Here is a 20,805-nt window from a genome sequence, read left to right as displayed (position 1 = left end):
AGAGAAGACAATGACCAGCGAGATTCTCAAAATCGAGATCGAGGGGCCGATTGCCACTCTCACCATGAACCGTCCCGGCAAGCGCAACGCCATGTGCGACGAGCTTCTGGACGCCATAGACGATTTCTTTTCCGCCCCGCCCGAAGGCGTGCGTGTCGTCATCATGACCGGCACCGAAGGACATTATTGTTCGGGGCTCGACCTGTCTGAACATGTCGCCCGCAATGCCGAGGGCACCATGCGCCACTCGCGCAACTGGCATGCGGTGATGGAGAAAATCCAGTTTGGCGGGTTGCCGGTGATCTCCGCCATGTTCGGCGCGGTGATCGGTGGTGGGCTTGAAATGGCGGCGGCGACCCATGTGCGCATTGCCGAGCCCTCGACGATTTTCCAACTGCCCGAGGGCATGCGCGGGATTTTCGTCGGCGGAGGCGCGACCGTGCGCGTCGGGCGCATCCTCGGCGCAGATCGTATGTGCGAGATGATGCTCACCGGGCGCAAATACAACGCGGACGAAGGTCTGGCGCTGGGCCTCACCCATTACGCGGTGGGCGAGGGCGAGGCGATGGCTCTGGCGCAAAAGCTTGCCGCCAAGATCGCGAAAAACGCCACCCTGTCGAATTACATGATGATCCAGGCGATCAGCCGGATCGAAGATATGGCGAAGGCGGACGGGCTGTTCATGGAAAGCATGTGCGCCGCCGTGTCGCAAACCAGTGCAGATGCCGAAGAGGGCCTGAAAGCCTTCCTCGAAAAACGCGCGCCGGTCTTTCGGTAAGACCCCATGCGCGTGCGAGTCGGGCGGAGAGGAGGCCGCCCGCTCCAAGAGATAAAGACCCGCAACACGGGCGTATGTCATGATTTGGGAGGATAATACATGACGACGATGACTCGCCGTACGGCACTGGCCACCATGGGTGCGGCTCTCGCAACCCCGGCCTTTCTGAAAAAAGCCCACGCCGCCGAGGTGACGCTGCGCGTTGCCCATTTTCTGCCGGGCGTTGCGCCCATGCAGACCCGGTTTTTTGATGTCTGGGCCAAGGAAATTTCCGACGCCAGCGATGGTGCGATCGAGATGCAGATGTTCCCCTCGATGCAGCTTGGCGGCAAGCCGCCCCAGCTCGCCGATCAGGCGCGCCAAGGCATCGCTGACATCTCATGGACCCTGCCGGTCTACACGCCGGACCGTTTCCCGGTGGCGGAAACCTTCGCTCTGCCGTTCATGGTGACGAATGCGGAAAAGACCTCCATCGCGATGGATCAACTCATGAAGGAGTTCGGTCAGAACGAATACAAGGGTCTGAAACCCTTGGCCTTCCACACCCATGACGGTGGCAAATTCCACACCCGTGGGCAGAAAATCAACACGGTCGAGGACCTCAAGGGCCTCAAACTGCGCGCGCCCAATCAGGCGACGGGTGAGATGCTGACCCTCATGGGTGCCGAAACTGTGTTCTTCCCGGTGACCGAGATGGTTGTGGGGCTCTCGAACGGCGTGATCGACGGCTGCTGCCTGCCCTATGAGGTGGTGCCGGCCTTCAAGCTTCAGGAACTCACCTCGGTGACCAACGAACCCGAAGCGGGCGGGCGCGGCGTCTATTGCAACACCTTTGCCCTCGTCATGAACGAGCGCAAATATGAAGGTCTGTCCGACGATCTGCGCAAGGTGATCGACGATCATTCCGGCCCCGATCTGTCCCGCCGTCTCGGCGCGCAGTTCGATGAGTTCGAAGCCTTTGGGCGTGGTGTTGTCGAGAAGCAGGGCAACGATATCCACACCATCCCGGCGGCGGAAATTGCCAAATGGCGTGAGATGGCGCAGCCAATCTACGACACCTGGATCGAGAAACTGAACAAGGCCGGTCACGACGGGGCGGCCATTGTCGCCCGCGCCAACGAACTCCTCGACGCGCAGGGCTGAGCCATGGCCGAACGGCTTCATAACGAGAGCGAGCAGGGGGAGCATACCCCCCTGTTTCGCCTCCTCCGCACGGTTTGCCTGATCTCGGCGGGGCTGGGCGGGGCGGTGATTTTCGTCGCTTCGCTGACCGTCACCCTGTCGGTTGTCATGCGCAATCTGGGGTTCGGGGGCATTCGCGGCGATTTCGAGCTGGTGGAACTGGCCTGCGCCGCCTGTGCCTCGCTCTTCCTGCCGCTCTGTCAGTTCAACAAGGGGCATGTCATGGTCGATCTCTTCACGCTTTGGCTGAAACCCGTGATCCAGCGCCGTTTCGACGGGGTCTGGACCCTGATCTTCGCCGCCTGCTGGGGCTTCGTGACATGGCGTCTCACCCTCGGTATGGCCGAGATGCATGACTACGGTGACCGCACCATGTTGCTGCGTGCGCCGGTCTGGATGGTCTACCTGCCCGCGATCTTCGGCATGGGCCTGTCTGCCGTAGTCGCCTTCCTGCAATCCCTGCCGATGATGAGCGGCGCGTTTCGTGCGCTGGAGGTGCGGTGATGGAGCCTTTGACGATTGCCATTGTCATGGTCGCAGCACTTCTGATGCTGATCTTCGCACGGATGCCGATTGCGCTGGGCATGGGGCTTGTCGGCGCGGTGGGGTACATCACGCTTGCCTCGCCCTGGGCTTTGATGGCCTATTTCAACACCGCATGGGTCGACAAGTTCATGTCCTATGAACTGGCCATTGTGCCGCTCTTTATCCTTATGGGTCATCTCGCAACACGTTCCGGCATTTCGGCCGCGATCTTCGCCGCTTCGAACGCCTGGATCGGCCATCTGCGCGGTGGTCTCGCCATGGCGTCCGTCGCGGGCTGTGCGATGTTCGGTTCGATCTCCGGCTCTTCGCTTGCGACCGCCTCCACCATGGCGCGTGTCGCCCTGCCGGAGATGCGCAAACACGGCTATTCTGGCGCGCTGGCCTCCGGCTCTCTGGCGGCGGGCGGCACGCTTGGCATCCTGATCCCGCCCTCCGTGGTGCTGATCATCTACGCGCTTCTGACCGAACAGAACATCGTCAAACTCTTCCTCGCGGCCACCATTCCCGGCACGCTTGCGGTCATCGGCTTTTGCATTGCCATCGCGGTTTACGTCCGGCTCTTCCCCGAAGAAGGCCCGACCCACGAACCCGCAAGCTTTGCCCAACGTATGAAGGCGCTCAAAGACATCTGGCATGTCGTCGCGATCTTCGTGGTCGTGCTGGGTGGCATCTATGGCGGGTTCTTCACTCCTGCAGAAGGCGCCTCTGTCGGGGTCGTCCTGATGCTGATCACCGGGCTTCTGACCAAGGGGCTCAACACCCGCACCATCCTCGATTGCCTGATCGACACGGCGGGTTCCACCGCGATGATCTTCGCCATCGTCTTCGGCGCGGATATTTTCAACGTGGCTCTGGCACTGTCGCAAATGCCCGCCGATGTCGCTGCCTACTTCTCGCAGGCCAATGTGGCTCCCATCGTGATTCTGATGGGCATCATCGTGTTCTACCTGATCATGGGATGCGTCATGGACAGCCTCTCGATGATCCTTCTGACCGTCCCGGTATTCTTCCCGACCATCATGGCGCTCGATTTCGGCCTCATGCCGGAGCAACAGGCCATGTGGTTTGGCATCATCTCTCTGGTGGTGGTTGAAATGGGACTGATCACGCCGCCCGTGGGGATGAATCTTTTCGTCATTTCCTCGATGGCCAAAGACATCCCCACTGCGCAGATTTTCCGAGGCACCACGCCCTTCATCGTGGCGGAATTCTTCCGGATCGCCCTTCTGGTGAGCTTCCCGGTGTTGAGTTATTGGCTGGTAGACTTGGTGGCCAATTGAGGATGAGACGATGACCAAATGCGACAAGGATACAGCAATTACAGATCAGAACCTGCGTCAATTCGTGGGCTACAACATGAAGCGCGCCTTTCTGTCCGTGCGCGAAGATCTGGCGAATGTGCTGGAGCCTCTGGGCCTGCGGATGACCTCCTTCTCTGCCTTGGCGATCATTCGCGAAAATCCCGACATCTCCCAGAGCCGCCTCGCCGAGGCGCTCCATATCGAGCGCTCCGGCGTGGTGGTGCTGGTGGATGAACTGGAGAGCGCCGATCTGATCGAGCGCGGCCGCGTCGAAGGGGACCGCCGGCAATACGCCCTGCGCACAACCGAGGCAGGGGAGACGAAATGGAAAGAGGCGGAGCGCGCCGTTCATGCACATGAAGACGCTCTGTTTCACGACCTGTCGACAGAGGAGCGCGCGACCCTGCGCGATCTTCTGCGGCGGGTCCGGCGCACATAGCGGCGCGACAGGCGTCGCGAAGGGTCTTTGGAGAGGATCCCCGAAAGGATCATGGGAGGAACGCATGAAAGATACGATCACGGGGCTGACCATTGCTCCGCATTCGGTTCGGATGGAGCGTCGGGAGGGCGATTTCATCCTCACTTCGAACATCCCGCTCGACCCGGTGGTCGCGCACACCGGGGTGTGGCTTGAGAAATGGGCCACCAAGCGCCCGGGTCACGTCTTTCTTGCCGAGCGCTCCGGCGAGGGCTGGCGCGAGCTGGGCTACGCCGAGGTGTTCGCCCGCGTCAAAGCCATTGCTTCCGCGCTCGCCGCGCGTGGTCTGAACGAGAGCACGCCGATCCTGATCATGTCCGGCAATTCGGTCGATCACGCGCTGATGTCCTTCGCAGCGCAATGGGCCGGTGTCCCCACCGTGCCTCTGGCCGAACAATATTCCCTGATCGAAGAAGCGCATTTCCGTCTGCAATACGCGATCAACAAGACGAAACCGAAAATGGCCTTCGTCGACGATGCCGCCCGTTATGCCAAGGCGCTCGCGCTTCCCGATCTCGACGGGATCGAAATCGTGGCCTCTCTCCCGGAGGGCGCGCCACGCCCGGTCACCCCCCTTTCCGAGCTTCTCAAGGGGGACGCGGGCGTGGACCTGTCCGCCGTTCACGCGGCGGTCGGCCCGGATACGCTGGCGAAAATCCTTTTCACCTCGGGCTCGTCGTCCGATCCGAAAGGCGTCATGACCACTCAGCGCATGATGTGTGCCAATCAGGCACAGATGGCCTCCGTTCTACCGTTCACCAAGGAACGCCCGCCGCGCATTGTCGACTGGCTGCCGTGGAACCACGTTTTCGGCGGTTCGCATAACGTCAACATGATGCTCCTGCATGGCGGCTCGTTCTACATCGACAACGGCAAGCCGACGAAGGCCTTGTTCCAGCACACGATCGACAACATCACCGACAAGGCGGGCAATTTCGCCTTCAACGTGCCAGTGGGCTTTTCCATGCTGGTGCATGAGATGGAGCACAATCTGGCCCTGCGAGAGGCCTATTTCAAAGACCTCGACATGCTGTTCTATGCCGGAGCGTCGCTGCCGCAGGACATCTGGACCCGGCTTGAGGAAATGGCCCTCGAAGTGCGCGGACGTCTTCCCCTGATGATCTCAAGCTGGGGTCTGACCGAGACCGCCCCCGCCAATGTCATGGTGCATGAGCCGATCGGACGCTCCGGTGTGATCGGTGTGCCGATCCCGGGTGTTCAGGTCAAACTCATCCCTGACCATGACATGCGCTGTGAAATCCGCGTCAAAGGCCCGAACGTCATGCCCGGCTATCTCCATGATCCGGAGAAGACCGCCGAGGCGTTCGATGAAGAGGGCTTTTTCATCACCGGCGATGCGGTGAAATTTCTCGACAATGACGCCCCGGACCGGGGCCTCGTCTTCGACGGGCGCGTCTCCGAGGATTTCAAGCTGCTGACCGGCACATGGGTGCAGGCGGGCAAACTGCGGCTCGATGTTCTGGAGGCCCTGCGCGGTCTGGTGCTCGATGTGGTGGTTTGCGGTCATGACCGGGGCGAGATCGGTCTTTTCATCTTCCCGCGTCCGGATCAGGTTCATAGCGACAATACGTCCGAGGGCGCGGTGATCGACGAACATCTTCAGGCCGAGATTCACCACGTTCTGCGCAAGATGGCCCGCGCCGCGTCGGGCTCGGCCAAGCGCATCGCCCGCGCCATCATCCTTGCCGAGCCGCCGTCCGTCAAAGACGGTGAGATCACCGACAAGGGCTCGCTCAACACCCGCAAAATCATCACCCGCCGCGCCGATCTTCTCGAACGTATGTACGATAACGAGGATCCGGCCCTCATCCGCGTGTAAGGAATTGAAACATGGTAGATTTTTCCCAAGTCAGAGCGATTGATTTTCACACCCATGCCGAGGAGGCCTGTGGCTGTCACCACGATGACGGCTATGACGATCTTCAGGCCTCCATGGCCAAATATTTCGGTGCGCCGTGGAGCCACCCGCCGACCATCGACCAGACCGCCGCGCATTACCGTGAGATGAACATCGCCGCGGTGATCTTCCCGGTCGATGCGGAGCGTGAGACGGGCTATCGCCGCTACAACAATTACGAGGTGGCCGACGCCTGCGCCAAGCACTCGGACATCCTGATCCCCTTTGCTTCCATTGACCCCGCCAAGGGCAAATTGGGCGCGCGCGAGGCCCGCGATCTGGTGGAGAACCACGGCATTCAGGGCTTCAAGTTCCACCCGACGATGCAGGGGTTCTACCCCAACGACCGCAACGCTTACGTGCTTTACGAGGCCATCGCGGAATCCGGTAAACCCGCGCTGTTCCACACCGGCCAAACCGGTGTCGGTTCCGGGATGAAGGGCGGCAATGGCATGCGGCTCAAATATTCGAACCCGATGTATATGGACGATCTGGCCGTCGATTTCCCCGACATGCCGATCATCCTCGCCCACCCGTCCTTTCCGTGGCAGGAAGAGGCGCTGTCGGTCGCGACCCACAAGCCCAACGTCTATATCGACCTCTCCGGCTGGTCGCCGAAATACTTCCCGCCGATCCTCGTGCGCTACGCCAACACGATGCTGAAGCATAAGATGCTCTTCGGCTCCGACTGGCCGATGATCGCGCCGGAAAAATGGCTCGATGCCTTCGACAAGGCCGAATTCCGCGAGGAGGTGCGGCCTTTGATCCTCAAGGAGAATGCGATGCGGCTTTTGGGGGTCTCCGAATGACGCCGTTCAAAGCCCCGCTCGACGACATCCTGTTTTGCCTGCGCCATGTTGCCGGTGCCGGGCGTTTGCCGGACTGGGACGATGAACTGGCCGAGGGCATCCTTGAGCATTTCGCCTCTTTCGCCGAGGGCGTGATCGCGCCCCTGGACGAGCCCGGCGATGCGCAGGGCTGTGCGCTGAAAGACGGTCGCGTCACTATGCCCGACGGGTTCAAGGACGCCTTCGATCAACTCGCCGAGGGCGGTTGGCAGGGGCTCACCGCCCCCGAAGAGTTCGGCGGTATGGGGCAGAACGCGCTTCTGGCGGCGGGCGTGTCGGAGATTTTCTCCGGCGCGAACCATGCCATGCAGATGGTCTGCAATCTCGTCCCCGGCGCCATTTCGACGCTGATGAAATTCGGCTCCGAGGACCAGAAACAGTATTGGATTCCGCGTCTTGCGGCAGGTGAAACGCTCTCCACCATGTGCCTGACCGAACCGGGCGCGGGGTCCGATCTCTCTCGTATCCGCACCAAAGCCACGCCTTCGGGCGACAGTTGGCGGATCGAGGGAGAGAAAATCTTCATCTCCGGTGGCGATCAGGACATGTCAGACGACATCCTGCACCTTGTGCTCGCCCGCACCGGCGGAGAAGGGATCAAGGGCCTGTCCCTTTTCCTCTGTCCCTCCGATGTAAACGGGGCGCGAAATGCAGTCACGGTCACCCGGATCGAAGAAAAACTCGGCCTGCATGCCTCGCCGACCTGCCAACTCGCCTTCGACGGTGCCTATGGCGAGCTGATCGGGGAGGAGGGAGCGGGCCTCATGGCGATGTTCACCATGATGAATCACGCCCGTCTCGATGTGTCGCTGCAAGGCGTTGCCCATGCCTCGCGCGCCGCGCATATCGCCTCGGACTACGCCGCCGAGCGTAAACAGGGCCGCAAAGCGGATGGCTCTGAGGCTGTGTTGTTCGATCACCCGGACGTGCAGCGTATGCTCGACGAACAGAAAACCCTCGCGCTCGGGGCACGTGCGATGACCTATCTCACCATGGCCGAACTGACCCTCGGTCAGAACCGTGCGCTGGTGGATTTTTTGACCCCGCTTTGCAAGGTGTTCTGCACTGATGCCGGCATTCGCGCCGCCGATCTCGGCATTCAGGTGCTCGGCGGTTACGGCTATTTGACCGAATACCGTGTGTCCCAGACCTGGCGCGATGCCCGGATCACTTCGATCTATGAGGGTGCGAATGGTATCCATGCCATCGCCACCGCAACCCGTGGTCTGCGTGCGTCAGAGGGTCCCGACGCCTTTGCTCGCCTGATCGAAGACCTCGCCTCCGGGAATGCCGATTGTCTTGCGCTGTTGTCCGATTGGCAGGGTGAGCAGGCAGGCATGTCAGAGGGTGCGATTGAGAAAGCGCATGATTTCATGGCTTTGACCTGCGAACTTCTGTTTCGTGCCGTCTGGTGCAAATTGGCGGCGACGGGGGAGCCAGAGATGACCCGTCTCGCCAGGCGCGTGGCCCGTCGCCCCTTGCCGGTGCGCTTGCCGCTCGCGACTTAAATCTCTCCCGCGACCCGGGCGCGATACTCTGTGGGGGTCTCCCCCATGCGCGCCCGGAAGCGGCGGGAAAAATACGGCGGGTCCGTATACCCCAACCGATAGCCCACTTCCGCCACAGGCAGACGTGTAAACGCAAGGTGCCGACAGGCCTCCGTCATCACTGCGGTTTCCAGATATTGCGTGAGCGTCGCGCCCGTGTCCTTGCGCACGATCCGGTTTAAATGACCGGCGGTCATATGAAGCGCGCGGGCATAATCCGCCGCACTCCAGCCTTCCGTCAGATGCTCGGAAATCAGGGCGTCAAGGCGCTGCATCTGCCGTGTCTGATCCTGTTCCGGTGTTTCGGACCGGGCCGTGTCCTCGGCCAGTGTCGTCAGGAGCGCATGGGAGAGGGCCACAAGGCGCTGTGCGCGAAATGTGCCAGATTTCTCATGAAAAAGTGCAATCTGCGAGAGCAGGGAGGCGGCAAGTTCTGACAGGGGTGCATGGTGCGCCCCGTTGAGCCATGTTGTGAGCGCAGGAGCCTTCGGTCCAAGCCGATGAACCACGGGAGAGGGCAGGGAGAGAACGATCCCCTCCGTGCCCTTCTCGAAGGCAAACCCATGCACGATTTTGGACGGGACATAGAGAAATTCACCATTCTTCAAGGCAGTTTCCGTTCCGTCCAGCGTGACCCGCGCAAATCCCTTCTCGATATGAAACACCTGCGCCATCTGGTGATGCCGGTGCGGCGAAATTTTCCAGCCATGCAAGCGTGCCCGGTCGAACACCCTCTCGCAGTGGATCACATCGGGAAAGGCGCTGGTTTCACCGAAAAGATTGAAAGCGGGGATGGGGCTGATTTCACTCATGCCGGAAAAGTACCATTCATTGCCGCGCCGGTCCATTCTGATCTGAACCGCATATCGCTAATCTCCTCGCAAATGGAGGAGACGCACATGACCACATTGACCACCCAAGTCGCGATTATTGGCGGCGGACCTTCGGGGCTGCTTTTGTCCCAGCTTCTGAACAAGGCAGGGATCGACACCGTCATTCTCGAACGTGCCACCCGCGACCATGTTCTGTCCCGTATCCGTGCGGGCATTCTCGAATGGGGCACCGTCGAGCTTCTGCGCGAAGCCGGTGTCGATGCGCGGATGGACAAGGAGGGCATCCCGCATGACGGCTGCTATCTGACGGATGAAGAACTGATGGTGCATATCGACTTCAAGGGGCTGACTGGCAAACAGGTCATGGTCTACGGTCAGACCGAGGTGACGACCGATCTCTACAATGCTCAGGCTGCCATGGGGACGACGGTGCTGCATGAGGTCTCCGACGTGGAAATCCACGATCTGGATCAGGCAAAATCCTATGTCGATTTCACCCATGAAGGCACGCGCAAACGTCTTGAGTGCCTCTATGTGGCGGGCTGCGACGGGTTCCATGGCGTGTCGCGCAAGACCATTCCGGAAGAGAAGCGCAAGGAATTCGAGCGCGTCTATCCCTTTGGCTGGCTTGGGATATTGTCGGAAACCCCGCCGGTCAACGACGAGCTGATCTACTCGAATTCCCGCCACGGTTTCGCGCTTGCGTCCATGCGCAACGAAAATCTCGTGCGCTATTACGTGCAGGTGCCGCTGACGGACAAGGTCGAGGATTGGTCGGATCAGCGGTTCTGGGACGAGTTCTCCCGCCGCATTCCGTCGGAGGCGGCAAGCCGTCTCGTTACCGGACCGTCCATTGAAAAATCCATCGCGCCTCTGCGGAGTTTCGTGTCCGAACCGCTGCGTTGGGGCAATCTTTTCCTCGTGGGCGACAGCGCCCATATCGTCCCGCCCACCGGGGCGAAGGGGCTGAACCTCGCGGCCTCTGACGTGTACTATCTCTACACGGCGCTGATCGACGCCGTGAAGGGCAAGACCTCCGGCATTGACGAATATTCGACCCGGGCGCTGGCGCGCATTTGGAAGGCGATGCGGTTCAGCTGGCAAATGACGACCATGCTGCACCGATTTGATGGAGAGGACGCCTTTGCCGAGCAGATGCGCAAAGCGACGCTGAACCACCTTGCGACCTCCGAGACTGCGCGGCGCGATCTTGCGGAGAATTACATCGGTCTGCCGTTTTAAACCGGATCGCCCAATCTCTGAATGTTTTGAACAAGTTCGATGGCCATGGAGAGCGACCGCCCCGTGGCCATCAGCATCTGCGGCAGGACCATCCATTCAAGGGACCATGCAGCTCCGGATCGTTCCTGCTCATGCACCACCGCATGATGCATAGCGCTGACCTGCGTCGCGTTGAACCGGGCGAGCGTGACCAAAAGTTCAGCAGACACGGGGTTTTGTTTGTGCGGCATGGCGGATGATCCACCCGCACCGGAAATCGACACGGTTTCAATGCCTTGCTGCGCCATGAGCGCGATATCCTGTCCGATTTTTCCAAGGCTTCCTGTGACAAGCGACAGGAAAGAGGCATAGCCCGCAATCCCGTGCCGCATGGTTTGCCATGTCTTGTCGGTCGGCGCGAGGGTCAAGGTTTTCGCCACCTCGGCAACCACGAAATCGGCCTTGTCGCCAAGTGCCTTGCGATCCCCCGATGCCCCGCCAACTTGCACTTTTTCAACATCCGCGCGTTTCTGGTCGAGCGTTTTGAGATGATCCGAAATCGGCAAACGCCACACCAGAACTCGGTCCCGCACGGTCATCTCAGTCGCCGCCTGCATCCGGGTGCGACCCATCAAAGGCGCATCGCCGAACCGGTCTTCGAGGGTTTTGAGATGGGTTTCCAACTCTATCAACCGACCGGCGATCAGGCTGGACGCCTCGCGCAGCGCCAACACCATCGCTGTGTCCACCACATCCTGCGATGTCGCGCCCTTGTGCAAGGCCTCGGCCGGTGCAATCGCCTTCAACTGCTTCACCAAACGCGGGATCGGAACGCCATCCTGCCCCATACCCGCCGCGATGTCTTCAAAATCAATCTCCGCCGCCTCGATCGCAATCGCCGCTTCTTCCGCCTTCGCCGCATCGAACAGACCGGCCTTGCCGCAAGCCCGCGACCAGGCCGCCTCGAACGCCAGCATATGTGCCATCTGGCGCTCCGGCGCGAGGATCGCTGCCATTTCCGGGTCGCCAAACAGACCGGACAGCCAGAGGTGATCGAAAATGGAAAGACTCATCGGATTTGTCCTTATGAATAACCAAAGGGGCGGTCTTTGCCGCCCCTTATAGTTGATTTTGTGCAAGTTTTATAGATCGAGAAATACGGTCTCATCCTGCCCCTGAAGGCGGATGTCGAAACGGTATTTGCCATCTTCGATCTTCTTCGCGATCAGGGTGTCGACGCGCGGGCGTTGTTCGATCCGGTTCAGAAGCGGATCGTCATCGTTAGCCTCATCCTCGAAATAAATCCGGGTGTTGAGGCCGATGTTGATGCCGCGGGCCACGACCCAAAGCGAGATATGCGGTGCACTCACTGTGCCACCGCGGCCTTTGTAAGAGCCCGGCTTCACGGTGCGGAGCGTGAACTCGCCGGTCACCGCATCGGCGGCAAAACGGCAATGCCCGGTGAAGGCCGGATCGGCGCCGTCCGCGCCCGGGAACACGCCGCCCGCATCACATTGCCAGGATTCAATGAGGGCATCGCGCAGCGCCCAGCCGGTGCCGTCGAAGACGGAGCCGACGATCTCGATGATCTCGCCCTTGGCCTTGCTCTCATCGACGAAAGGCGTGGTGCCGATCTCTTCCTCGTAATAACCGCCGTTGCCCGCATAGGTCGGCATCAAGCCGATATGAACGTAGGGGCCTGCGGTTTGCGACGGGGTTTCTTGCAAAACATCAAGTTTCTGGGTCATCTCACATGCCCTCCAGCTTGTTCTCGAACATGGTCTGGCGTCGACCACGCAGCACGATGTCGAATTTATAGGCGAGGAAATCGAGCGGACGCGATTTCGAAAAATCGAGCGGCGCGACAAGGCGGTCAAGCTGGCTGCGATCCTTGATCGTCGCCGCGATCGGGCAATGATCAATCAACGGATCGCCCTCGAAATACATCTGCGTGATCAGTCGCTGGCCGAAGCTGTGGCCATAGATCGAGATGTGAATGTGCATCGGGCGCCAGTCGTTCGCACGGTTCGGCCAAGGGTAGGCACCGGGACGCACGGTCAGGAATTCGTAATAGCCGTTCTCATCGGTGATGGTCCGACCGCAACCGCCAAAGTTCGGGTCGAGCGGGGCGAAATAGGTGTCTTTCTTGTGGCGGTAACGGCCACCTGCGTTGGCCTGCCAGATCTCGATCAGCGTGTTCGGCACCGGACGGTTGTTCTCATCGAGAACCCGGCCATGCATCAGGATACGCTCGCCCACGGCGGGGGCCGCGCCCTTGGTCCAGTTCAGGATCAGGTTATTGTCGAGCGCACCGAGCTTGTTGTGACCGAAAGTGGGACCGGTCTCTTCCGATGGCGAGCTTTCCATCGACAAAAGCGGCAGGTTCGGCGAACGCGACACGGATGTCTTATAGGCCGGGTCGTAGGGCTCCGGGTGAATCGCACGATTGCGCGGGATCAGCGGGCCCTGATCGGTGATCAGGCTGGTCATTGGGTCTCCTCCATCTCTGCATAGGTCTGCTTGGCAAGCTTGAGCGCATGGTTCGCTTTCGGCACGCCCGCATAGATCGCAACGTGTTGCAGCGCCTCCGCCACATCGTCTTTTGATGCCCCGGTGCGCACGGTGGCGCGGATATGCATCGGAATTTCCTCAAAATTCCCGGTCGCGGCCAATAGCGCGATGGTCAGCATCGAGCGTTCGCGGCGGCTGATTTTATCCGAGGACCACACGGTCCCCCAGGCACCTTCGGTGATCAGGCTTTGGAAGGGCAGATCAAATTCGGTCTTCGCCGCCTCGGCGCGGTCGACATGGGCATCGCCCAAGACTTCGCGCCGCGTTTTCATCCCCTGATCGAATTTCTCGCTCATTTGGCGATCCTTTCCACAAATTTCACCAGCGCTTCCGCAAAGGCTTCGGGCGCTTCGATGGCGGGCAAATGCCCGGTCTCTTCAAACATCACCAGATCGGCGCGCGGCAGGTTGCGCGCCAGCGCCTCCACCACTTCCGGCGGGGTCGCCAGATCGTGCTTGCCGCCGAACACCAGCGCGGGTTGGGTGATCTCGCCCAAGCGATCCGTGATGTCCGTGCCCGCAATCGCTGCACAGGTGGCGATATAGCCCTCCTGATCCGTGCGGGCCAAAAGCGTGCGCCACAGGGGCGCGTTCGGATTGGCCAGCATCTTCGGCCCGAACCAGCGCGGAAGGATGCCCTCGGCCATCGCCGCCATGCCGTTTTCCCGCACGCCCGCGATCCGCGCGTGCCAGCCCTCGGCAGCACCAAGCATCGAGGCGGTGTTCGACAACACCAGACCTTGTACCTTCTCCGGCACCATAAGCGCCACATGCTGCGCGATCAGTCCTCCGATGGAGCAGCCGACGAGAATGGCGCTTGCTAGCCCCGCATCGTCTATCGCCGCGATCACATCTTCGGCCAGTTCCGGAATGCCGTAGCCCTCCAGCGCGGTCTCTGACAGCCCATGTCCACGCTTGTCCATGCGCAGTGTGATCCAGTCCTGCGGCAGGTGACCGCACACCTCGTCCCACATCCGAAGATCGGTTCCGAGCGAGTTGATGAACACCAGGGCCGGTCCCTTACCGCCCTTGTGGCGGACATGCATGGTGCCCCAGTCTCGTTTCAGTGCGTGCATTCCTGTCTTCCCTTTTCTTCAATTTGCCATAAGATTTGCAGTGCGAAAAATACAATATGATGTATAAAGTATAACCAAATGAATATACCGAATGGCATGAAGCTGCGCCATCTGGAGGCGTTTCTCTCCGTCGCGGAAGTCGGGACCATCTCGGCGGCGGCGCGGGAACGGCATGTCTCGCAACCGGCCCTGTCGAAAACCATCGCGGAGTTGGAGGCTCAGCTTGGTACACCGCTGTTCACGCGCACCGGGCGGCAGGCGGTGTTGACCCCCGCCGGGGAGGCGTTTCGCCGTCATGCGCTCTCCTCGCTGCAAAGTCTTGAGGCCGGGGTGCGAGCCATCACCGGCGGCGGGCGCACGGATGTGGTCAAGGTCGGCGTTTTACCCACCGTGGCCAGCGGTCTTTTCCCCGCCGTGGCGCTGGAGTTTTCCGAACTCAGGCCCGATGCCCGCATCGCCGTCATCACCGGCCCGAACCGCTATCTCATTGATCGCATGCGCTCCGGCGGGCTTGACCTCGTGGTCGGGCGCATGGCGCCTGCGCGCGATATGGCGGGTCTGTCGTTCGAATATCTTTATGACGAAACCGTCTATCTGGTCGCCCGCAAAGACCATCCCGGGTTGGGCCTCTCCCCGGTCGAGGCGCTGAGGCGCTACCCCGTTATCCTGCCTAATCCCGGCTCGATTATTCGCCAGCAGGTTATGCAATATCTCATCGCCTCGGGGCTTGATGAAACTGTGAATGTGCGCTTCGAAACCGTGGCGCGCCCGGTCGGTCTGCCGCTCGTGGAGCGTTCCGACATGCTGTGGTTTATCTCGCGTGGCGTGGTCGAGCGCGAGTTGTCCGAGGGGCGGCTTTCGACGCTCGATCTCGGCGTGGATTACATGACGGGGGCGGTAGGGCTGACGCGGAAATTCGATTTCACGCGCGACAGTCCGGCAGACTTTCTGGCCAGCCTGTTGCATCGGCGGGCGAAGGAATTCTCCGCCCGCTGAGGTTTGTTAAACGGCTTCGAGGGCAATCGCGATGCCCTGGCCGACGCCAATGCACATGGTCGACAGCGATTTCTCACCCGGTTTCAGCTCCAACATCGCCGTGCCGGTGATCCGCGCGCCGGACATGCCAAGCGGGTGACCGATGGAGATCGCACCGCCGTTTGGGTTCACGCGCGGGTCGTCATCCGCAATCCCGAGATCGCGCAGCGTCGCGAGGCCCTGCGAGGCAAAGGCTTCGTTCAACTCGATCACCGCAAAGTCTTCCTGCTTGAGACCGAGACGTGCCATCAGCTTTTTCGACGCGGGCGCCGGGCCAAAGCCCATGATCCGCGGCGCGACACCGGCGGCCGCCCCACCCAGCACCCTGGCAATCGGTTTCAGCCCGTGCTTTTCCGCCGCTTCTTTCGAGGCAAGGATCAGCGCCGCCGCGCCGTCATTGACGCCGGAGGAATTGCCCGCAGTCACGGTGCCGTCGGCTTTGACGAAGGTTTTGAGCTTTTGCAGGGCTGCCAGCGTGGTGGAGGGGCGCGGATGCTCGTCTTCTGAGACCACGATAGGGTCGCCCTTGCGCTGCGGAATGGTTACGGGGACGATTTCGCGTGCCAGACGCCCGTTCGCCATCGCAGCGCCCGCTTTCTGTTGCGAGCGCAGGGCAAACAGGTCCTGATCCTCGCGGGAGATGTTGAAATCCTCCGCGACGTTCTCGGCGGTTTCGGGCATAGAATCCACGCCGTATTGGGCCTTCATCAGCTTGTTGACGAAACGCCAGCCGATGGTCGTGTCATAGACCGCGTTCGCGCGTGAAAAGGCGGTTTCCGCCTTCGGCATCACGAAGGGCGCGCGAGACATGCTCTCGACGCCGCCCGCGATGATCAGATCGGCCTCGCCTGCCTTGATCGCCCGCGCGCCCGCAATGATCGCGTCCATGCCGGAGCCGCAGAGCCGGTTCATCGTCGTGCCGGACACCGTCTCCGGGTAGCCCGCCAGCAAAAGCGACATGCGCGCAACGTTGCGGTTGTCTTCGCCCGCTTGGTTGGCGCAGCCGAAGATCACGTCGTCAATCGCCGCCAAGTCCATCGACGGGTTGCGTTCCGCGAGCGCTTTCAAGGGGATCGCGCCCAGATCGTCGGCCCGCACGGAAGACAGCGCACCGCCGTAACGGCCCACGGGCGTGCGGATATAGTCGCAGATATAAACGTCGGTCATCACAGGTCCTCCGGGACAATCAGATCAAGAACGTTGCCGTCAGTGTGGAGCGTCGCCCCGGTGACGGCTTGCAGCGCTTCCATAGTGAGACCCGGCAGTTTCTCCCGCAGGATGAACTTGCCGCCCTCAATGTCGATCACGGCGAGCGAGGTGTAGACACGGGTTACACAGCCGACGCCGGTGAGCGGGAAGGTGCAGGTCTCGACCAGTTTCGGTCCACCATCTTTCGTGACGTGATCGGTGACCACGGCCACACGTTTGGCGCCATGGACCAGATCCATCGCGCCACCCACGGCCGGGACGCCCTTGGTGCCGACACGCCAGTTCGCCAGATCGCCGTTCTGCGCGACCTGATAGGCGCCCAGCACGGCGAGATCGAGGTGACCCCCACGGACCATGGAGAAACTGTCGGCATGGTGGAAGAACGAGGCACCCGGATTGAGCGTGATCGCCTTTTTACCCGCATTGATCAGGTCCCAGTCTTCCTCACCTTCTTTCGGTGCCTTGCCGAAGCCCAGCACGCCATTTTCGGTGTGATAGGTGACATCGCGGCCTTCCGGCTGGAATTTCGCGATCATCTCCGGGAAGCCGATGCCGAGGTTTACATAGGAGCCGTCCTCGATGTCCTGGGCGGCGCGCCATGCGATCTGGGCGTTGGAGAGCTTGTCTTCCATAATGTTGAAATCGGGCATCAGTAGACCACTCCCGTGCGCACAAGCACTTCTTCTTGTTGAGGTTGTGCAACTTCGACAATCGCGTCGACGAAGATGCCGGGGGTGATCACCTGTTGCGGATCAATCGAACCCGGCTCGCCCAGTTCAGAAACCTGCGCGATGGTTTTCGCGGCGGCCATCGCCATCAGTGGGTTGAAGTTGCGGGCCGCCATGCGGTAGGTCATATTGCCGACCGTGTCGCCCTGCTGGCCTTTGATCAACGCGAAATCGGCTTTTAGCCAACGCTCGCGCACATACATCTTGCCGTCGAATTCCTCGGTCGGCTTGCCCTCGGCCAGTTCCGTCCCGAAAGATGTCGGTGTGTAAAACGCCGGGATGCCTGCGCCCGCTGCGCGGATGCGTTCGGCGAGCGTTCCCTGCGGCACCAGCTCCAACTCGATCTCGCCCGCAAGGTATTTCTCGTTGAACGCCTCGGCGTTCGAGCTGCGCGGGAAGGAGCAAATCATCTTCTTGACCATGCCTGCCTTGATCATCGCGGCGATGCCGATATAGCCATTGCCTGCGTTGTTGTTAATCACGGTCAGGTTTTTCGGGCTGCCGGTGGCACGGAAACGGTCGATCAGCGCGTGGATCAGTTCGATTGGCGCGCCAGAGCCGCCGAAACCGCCGATCATCACCTGTGCGCCATCGGGAATGTCCGCGACCGCCTCGGCCACGGTAGAGATGGTTTTATCCATGATGTCCTCCAGATTACGCGCTCTGATCTAGACTTCCGTGCGCGTGGCGACGAGTCTTTTTGTACGCATCTTGACATTTGTTCGGATGCCGCGAAAAGTTGTGCGCATGACGAACAGGGCGACGAGCAAATCATCCGATACCATCTCTTCTCTCGCGAAGGGGCTCCGCGTTCTCGAATGTTTCGGGGCGAAGACGCCGAAGCTTTCGATTACCGATGTGTCCAAGGCGACGGGGCTCGACCGAGCGACTTCGCGGCGCTGTCTTCTGACGCTTCATGCGGAGGGTTATGCCGATTACGATGGCAAATTCTTCACGCTCACGCCGCGCACGCTGCGGCTCGGAATGGGGGCGATCTCCGCGCTGCCCCTGCCACAGATCGTCCAGCCTTGGCTCGATCAACTCACCGAGCAGATCGGTCAGAGCTGTTCCGTTTCGATCCTCGATGGCACGGAGATCGTCTATCTCGCCCGCGCCGCGCAAAAGCGAGTGATGTCCATTGGCCTCATGCCCGGCTCGCGTCTTCCGGCGCATTGCACCTCCATGGGGCGCATTCTCTTGGGCGCTTTGCCAAAGGACGAAGCCCGTGCGATTGTCGAGGCCTCCGACCTGTCTCCGCGCACGACGTTCAGCATCACCGACCCGGACGAGATTATGAAGCGTGTCGAGGAAGCCCATAAACAGGGGTATGCGATCATTGATCAGGAGGTGGAAATCGGTCTGCGCTCCATCGCCGTGCCGCTGGTCGACGGTCACGGCCATATTGTCGCCGCGCTGAATACCGGCATGGCCGCGACGCAGGAGAAGGCCGAGGCTTTGATGCCGACCTACCTGCCGAAATTGCTCAAAGTGCAGTCCGGATTGAGGCGGGTGCTCTAATCGAGAGACCGCGCGGTAATCGCCTCGGCGACCTCATCGGCGGTTTTGAGGGTGCGCACAACCAAAGGCACGACAAGCGCCAGCATGTTGCGTTCCAGCCCGCGCGCGCGTTGGGCCTCGCGCACCTCGTCGAACTGGGCGCGGATCATAGGGATGAACCGCCAGACCAGGGACATGGCGAGCGCGATCTTGTCTTTCGGCACCCATTTCGGCGCGCGGGACAGAAGCGCAAGAATGCCTTCGGTGAATTCGCTCGCCCGCGTGGTGTAGGTCACGAGAGCGGCGGCCATCAGAAGGGCCATGAGTCTGAGCGTCACGTAAGCTGCGAGCGAGAGGGTTTCGAGCCAGAGCTGGGCGACAAAGATAATCAGCAGGACGACAAGGGCGGGTCGGATTGCGGTGAACGCGTCGCGAGGACCGAGTCCGGCGATGCCGTAGCCCAGAGCGACAAGCGCAAGCCCCGCCGCCAGCATCAGTGGATGGGAAATCACGAAAACCGAGGTGCAATAGAGAAACAGCACGCCCAGCTTCCACGCGGGTCGCGCACGGTGCAGCAGGCTGTCGCCGGGGATATAGAGATCGGTCAGCATTCGTCCAAATCTTCGCAGAGTGCTTTGTAAGCGGGGATGACGTCTTCGGGCTTGCCATCCGCGTGAATGCGGCCATCTGCGATATGCAGGATGCGATCGAACCCGGCCAAGAGGTCGAGATCATGGGATACCACCACGGCGGGTTGGGGTAGGGTGGAGAGCGCACTCATGAACTGCATCTTGTTGCGCAGATCCAAAAGCGTCGTGGGTTCGTCAAAACAGATCAATTCCGGCTCTGTGACCAGCACACCCGCCAGCGCGACCATCTGTTTTTCGCCACCGGAGAGCTGATGGGTCAGGCGGTCTTTGAGATGGGTTAGAGACAGCTCGCTCAGCACGCGCTCGATGCGCGCAGCGACTTCGGCTTTCGGTAATTTTCGGGATTTGAGGCCAAAGGCCAGATCTTCCTCAACCATCGGGTAGACGACCTGATTGTCCGGGTTCTGGAACATGAAACCGACATGGTGGCGCAGGTCGTCCTCGGTCTCTCCGAACCGGACCGTGCCAGAAGACGGTTTCTCCAACCCGTTGAAAAGCCGCAGAAACGTGCTTTTCCCGGAGCCGTTGTGGCCGATCACGCCGACGCGGTGTTCGTTCAGGCTCAGGGTGATCTCCGACAGGATCTCGCGCGTGCCTTTGGTTACGGAGACCCTGTCGAAGCGCATGGTCATGGTCAGGCGGCCTGACCGATGATCGGGTAGGATTTCTTGACCGTCACCATCACGGCGGCGGCGATCAGGGCCTTGACGATGTCACCGGGAATAAAGGTCACGGAGCCCATGAAGGCTTTGGAAAACGGCACGCCTGCGGCGAGGCTGATACCCGGAATGCCCACCGCATACATCACACCGATGCCGCCTATGACGCAGATCAGCGTGGCGGAGACAAAGGACAGCCCGTCCCAGAATTTCTCGGTCATCCAGCCGATGGCGATGGCGGCCAGAAGCCAGCCGAGAAGGAAGCCTGCGGTCGGGCCGAAGAACACCGACAGACCGCCACGCCCGCCCGACAAAAGCGGCAGGCCGATGGCGACCAGCACCAGAAGCAGGAGGATCGACAGCCCGCCACGTTTCGCGCCCAACACACCACCTGCGAGCATCACGCCCAGAGATTGTGCCGTGATCGGCACCGGCAGAAGCGGCAGGGTCACCGGCGGGAACACCGCCATCACGGCGGTCAGGGCGGTAAACAAAGCGATCAGGGTGATGTCGCGCGTGGTCATGGTCTCTCCTCCGGAGCTGAGCCGGTTTCGCGCCGGCCTTGTGTCTTTGGCGCTGAGTGATAAGCGGCTCATTGACCTCTGGTAAACCCCCTTTTTCGATAGGCAGCGGTTTGATTTGCAAAATTGCGGAGAAGTTTTTCAAAACGCTGGCGCATCGCACGGAGCTGCAAAATTATACAGGAATACTCCCGTATTTCCCGACCGC

23 protein-coding genes are annotated in these 20,805 nt (G+C 60.8%); 11 read left to right on the top strand and 12 right to left on the bottom strand.

Annotated features, from left to right (window positions below; translation table 11 throughout):
• The first annotated feature begins 10 nt into the window (after positions 1-10).
• From C8N42_RS00565 to C8N42_RS00530, 8 genes are all read left to right on the top strand, one after another.
• Positions 11-778 (top strand): crotonase/enoyl-CoA hydratase family protein, encoded by a 768-nt coding sequence (locus tag C8N42_RS00565; RefSeq protein ID WP_107814596.1) that lies wholly within the window; start codon positions 11-13, stop codon positions 776-778.
• Positions 779-877: 99 nt separating this feature from the next.
• Positions 878-1,921, top strand: a complete 1,044-nt coding sequence (locus C8N42_RS00560) for a TRAP transporter substrate-binding protein (protein WP_245889926.1) — start codon at positions 878-880, stop codon at positions 1,919-1,921.
• Between the two features lie 3 nt (positions 1,922-1,924).
• The gene (locus C8N42_RS00555; protein ID WP_107814595.1) at positions 1,925-2,464 is read left to right on the top strand and encodes a TRAP transporter small permease; all 540 of its coding nucleotides are present in this window, start codon (positions 1,925-1,927) and stop codon (positions 2,462-2,464) included.
• Positions 2,464-3,786: a TRAP transporter large permease gene (locus tag C8N42_RS00550; protein WP_107814594.1), complete on the top strand. Its 1,323-nt coding sequence runs from the start codon at positions 2,464-2,466 to the stop codon at positions 3,784-3,786. Before C8N42_RS00555 ends, C8N42_RS00550 begins: the two co-directional genes overlap by 1 nt.
• Before the next feature lie 10 nt (positions 3,787-3,796).
• The gene (locus tag C8N42_RS00545) at positions 3,797-4,246 is read left to right on the top strand and encodes a MarR family winged helix-turn-helix transcriptional regulator (protein WP_107814593.1); all 450 of its coding nucleotides are present in this window, start codon (positions 3,797-3,799) and stop codon (positions 4,244-4,246) included.
• Between the two features lie 64 nt (positions 4,247-4,310).
• Complete coding sequence (locus C8N42_RS00540) at positions 4,311-6,125, top strand: feruloyl-CoA synthase (protein ID WP_107814592.1); 1,815 nt, start codon at positions 4,311-4,313, stop codon at positions 6,123-6,125.
• A gap of 11 nt (positions 6,126-6,136) precedes the next feature.
• On the top strand, positions 6,137-7,012 hold the full coding sequence (locus C8N42_RS00535) for an amidohydrolase family protein (RefSeq protein WP_107814591.1): 876 nt from the start codon (positions 6,137-6,139) through the stop codon (positions 7,010-7,012).
• Complete coding sequence (locus C8N42_RS00530) at positions 7,009-8,559, top strand: acyl-CoA dehydrogenase family protein (RefSeq protein ID WP_107814590.1); 1,551 nt, start codon at positions 7,009-7,011, stop codon at positions 8,557-8,559. The genes C8N42_RS00535 and C8N42_RS00530 overlap by 4 nt, the downstream gene beginning before the upstream one ends.
• Here the strand turns inward: C8N42_RS00530 and C8N42_RS00525 are convergent.
• Complete coding sequence (locus C8N42_RS00525) at positions 8,556-9,410, bottom strand: helix-turn-helix domain-containing protein (protein ID WP_107815037.1); 855 nt, start codon at positions 9,408-9,410, stop codon at positions 8,556-8,558. The genes C8N42_RS00530 and C8N42_RS00525 overlap by 4 nt on opposite strands.
• Positions 9,411-9,497: 87 nt before the next feature.
• Between C8N42_RS00525 and pobA the strand changes: the two genes are divergently transcribed.
• Entirely contained in the window at positions 9,498-10,673 is a 1,176-nt protein-coding gene (gene pobA, locus C8N42_RS00520) for a 4-hydroxybenzoate 3-monooxygenase (RefSeq protein WP_107814589.1), read from the top strand.
• Here the strand turns inward: pobA and C8N42_RS00515 are convergent.
• The 5 genes from C8N42_RS00515 to pcaD all read right to left on the bottom strand — a co-directional run bounded on the left by C8N42_RS00515 (position 10,670) and on the right by pcaD (position 14,298).
• On the bottom strand, positions 10,670-11,725 hold the full coding sequence (locus C8N42_RS00515) for a 3-carboxy-cis,cis-muconate cycloisomerase (RefSeq protein WP_107814588.1): 1,056 nt from the start codon (positions 11,723-11,725) through the stop codon (positions 10,670-10,672). The two genes, pobA and C8N42_RS00515, sit on opposite strands and share 4 nt — an antisense overlap.
• A 69-nt stretch (positions 11,726-11,794) precedes the next feature.
• Complete coding sequence (pcaG, locus tag C8N42_RS00510; protein ID WP_107814587.1) at positions 11,795-12,400, bottom strand: protocatechuate 3,4-dioxygenase subunit alpha; 606 nt, start codon at positions 12,398-12,400, stop codon at positions 11,795-11,797.
• A gap of 1 nt (position 12,401) precedes the next feature.
• Positions 12,402-13,142, bottom strand: a complete 741-nt coding sequence (gene pcaH / locus C8N42_RS00505) for a protocatechuate 3,4-dioxygenase subunit beta (RefSeq protein WP_211309129.1) — start codon at positions 13,140-13,142, stop codon at positions 12,402-12,404.
• Positions 13,139-13,519 (bottom strand): 4-carboxymuconolactone decarboxylase, encoded by a 381-nt coding sequence (pcaC, locus tag C8N42_RS00500; protein ID WP_107814586.1) that lies wholly within the window; start codon positions 13,517-13,519, stop codon positions 13,139-13,141. Before pcaC ends, pcaH begins: the two co-directional genes overlap by 4 nt.
• The gene (gene pcaD, locus C8N42_RS00495; protein WP_107814585.1) at positions 13,516-14,298 is read right to left on the bottom strand and encodes a 3-oxoadipate enol-lactonase; all 783 of its coding nucleotides are present in this window, start codon (positions 14,296-14,298) and stop codon (positions 13,516-13,518) included. The genes pcaC and pcaD overlap by 4 nt, the downstream gene beginning before the upstream one ends.
• A gap of 78 nt (positions 14,299-14,376) precedes the next feature.
• Here pcaD and C8N42_RS00490 point away from each other — a divergent pair, with 78 nt between their 5' ends.
• Positions 14,377-15,294, top strand: coding sequence for a LysR substrate-binding domain-containing protein (locus C8N42_RS00490; protein ID WP_107814584.1), 918 nt, complete (start codon positions 14,377-14,379; stop codon positions 15,292-15,294).
• Positions 15,295-15,300: 6 nt separating this feature from the next.
• Here C8N42_RS00490 and pcaF read toward each other — a convergent pair whose 3' ends face one another.
• Genes pcaF through C8N42_RS00475 form a run of 3 tightly spaced genes read right to left on the bottom strand, consistent with a single transcriptional unit; the run spans position 15,301 to position 17,911 of the window.
• Positions 15,301-16,500: a 3-oxoadipyl-CoA thiolase gene (pcaF, locus tag C8N42_RS00485; RefSeq protein WP_107814583.1), complete on the bottom strand. Its 1,200-nt coding sequence runs from the start codon at positions 16,498-16,500 to the stop codon at positions 15,301-15,303.
• On the bottom strand, positions 16,500-17,174 hold the full coding sequence (locus C8N42_RS00480; RefSeq protein WP_107815035.1) for a 3-oxoacid CoA-transferase subunit B: 675 nt from the start codon (positions 17,172-17,174) through the stop codon (positions 16,500-16,502). The genes pcaF and C8N42_RS00480 overlap by 1 nt, the downstream gene beginning before the upstream one ends.
• Before the next feature lie 17 nt (positions 17,175-17,191).
• A complete protein-coding gene (locus C8N42_RS00475) occupies positions 17,192-17,911 on the bottom strand; it encodes a 3-oxoacid CoA-transferase subunit A (protein WP_107814582.1) in 720 nt (239 codons plus the stop codon).
• A 106-nt stretch (positions 17,912-18,017) separates the two neighbouring features.
• On the opposite strand from C8N42_RS00475, the gene C8N42_RS00470 reads away from it, so the two are divergent.
• A complete protein-coding gene (locus C8N42_RS00470; protein WP_107814581.1) occupies positions 18,018-18,788 on the top strand; it encodes an IclR family transcriptional regulator domain-containing protein in 771 nt (256 codons plus the stop codon).
• On the opposite strand, the gene C8N42_RS00465 is transcribed toward C8N42_RS00470, so the two are convergent.
• From C8N42_RS00465 to C8N42_RS00455, 3 genes are read right to left on the bottom strand one after another with little or no spacing between them, the layout of a single operon-like run.
• On the bottom strand, positions 18,785-19,378 hold the full coding sequence (locus C8N42_RS00465; RefSeq protein ID WP_107814580.1) for an energy-coupling factor transporter transmembrane component T family protein: 594 nt from the start codon (positions 19,376-19,378) through the stop codon (positions 18,785-18,787). The two genes, C8N42_RS00470 and C8N42_RS00465, sit on opposite strands and share 4 nt — an antisense overlap.
• Entirely contained in the window at positions 19,372-20,049 is a 678-nt protein-coding gene (locus tag C8N42_RS00460) for an energy-coupling factor ABC transporter ATP-binding protein (protein WP_107814579.1), read from the bottom strand. Before C8N42_RS00460 ends, C8N42_RS00465 begins: the two co-directional genes overlap by 7 nt.
• A gap of 2 nt (positions 20,050-20,051) precedes the next feature.
• A complete protein-coding gene (locus C8N42_RS00455) occupies positions 20,052-20,600 on the bottom strand; it encodes a biotin transporter BioY (RefSeq protein WP_107814578.1) in 549 nt (182 codons plus the stop codon).
• Positions 20,601-20,805: the final 205 nt, after the last annotated feature.

The sequence above is a fragment of the Celeribacter persicus genome (genome assembly GCF_003050785.1).
In the GTDB taxonomy this organism is placed as follows: Bacteria; Pseudomonadota; Alphaproteobacteria; order Rhodobacterales; family Rhodobacteraceae; genus Celeribacter; species Celeribacter persicus.
Note: the sequence above shows the minus strand (reverse complement) of the source record. Positions and strands in the feature narration are given on the sequence as shown.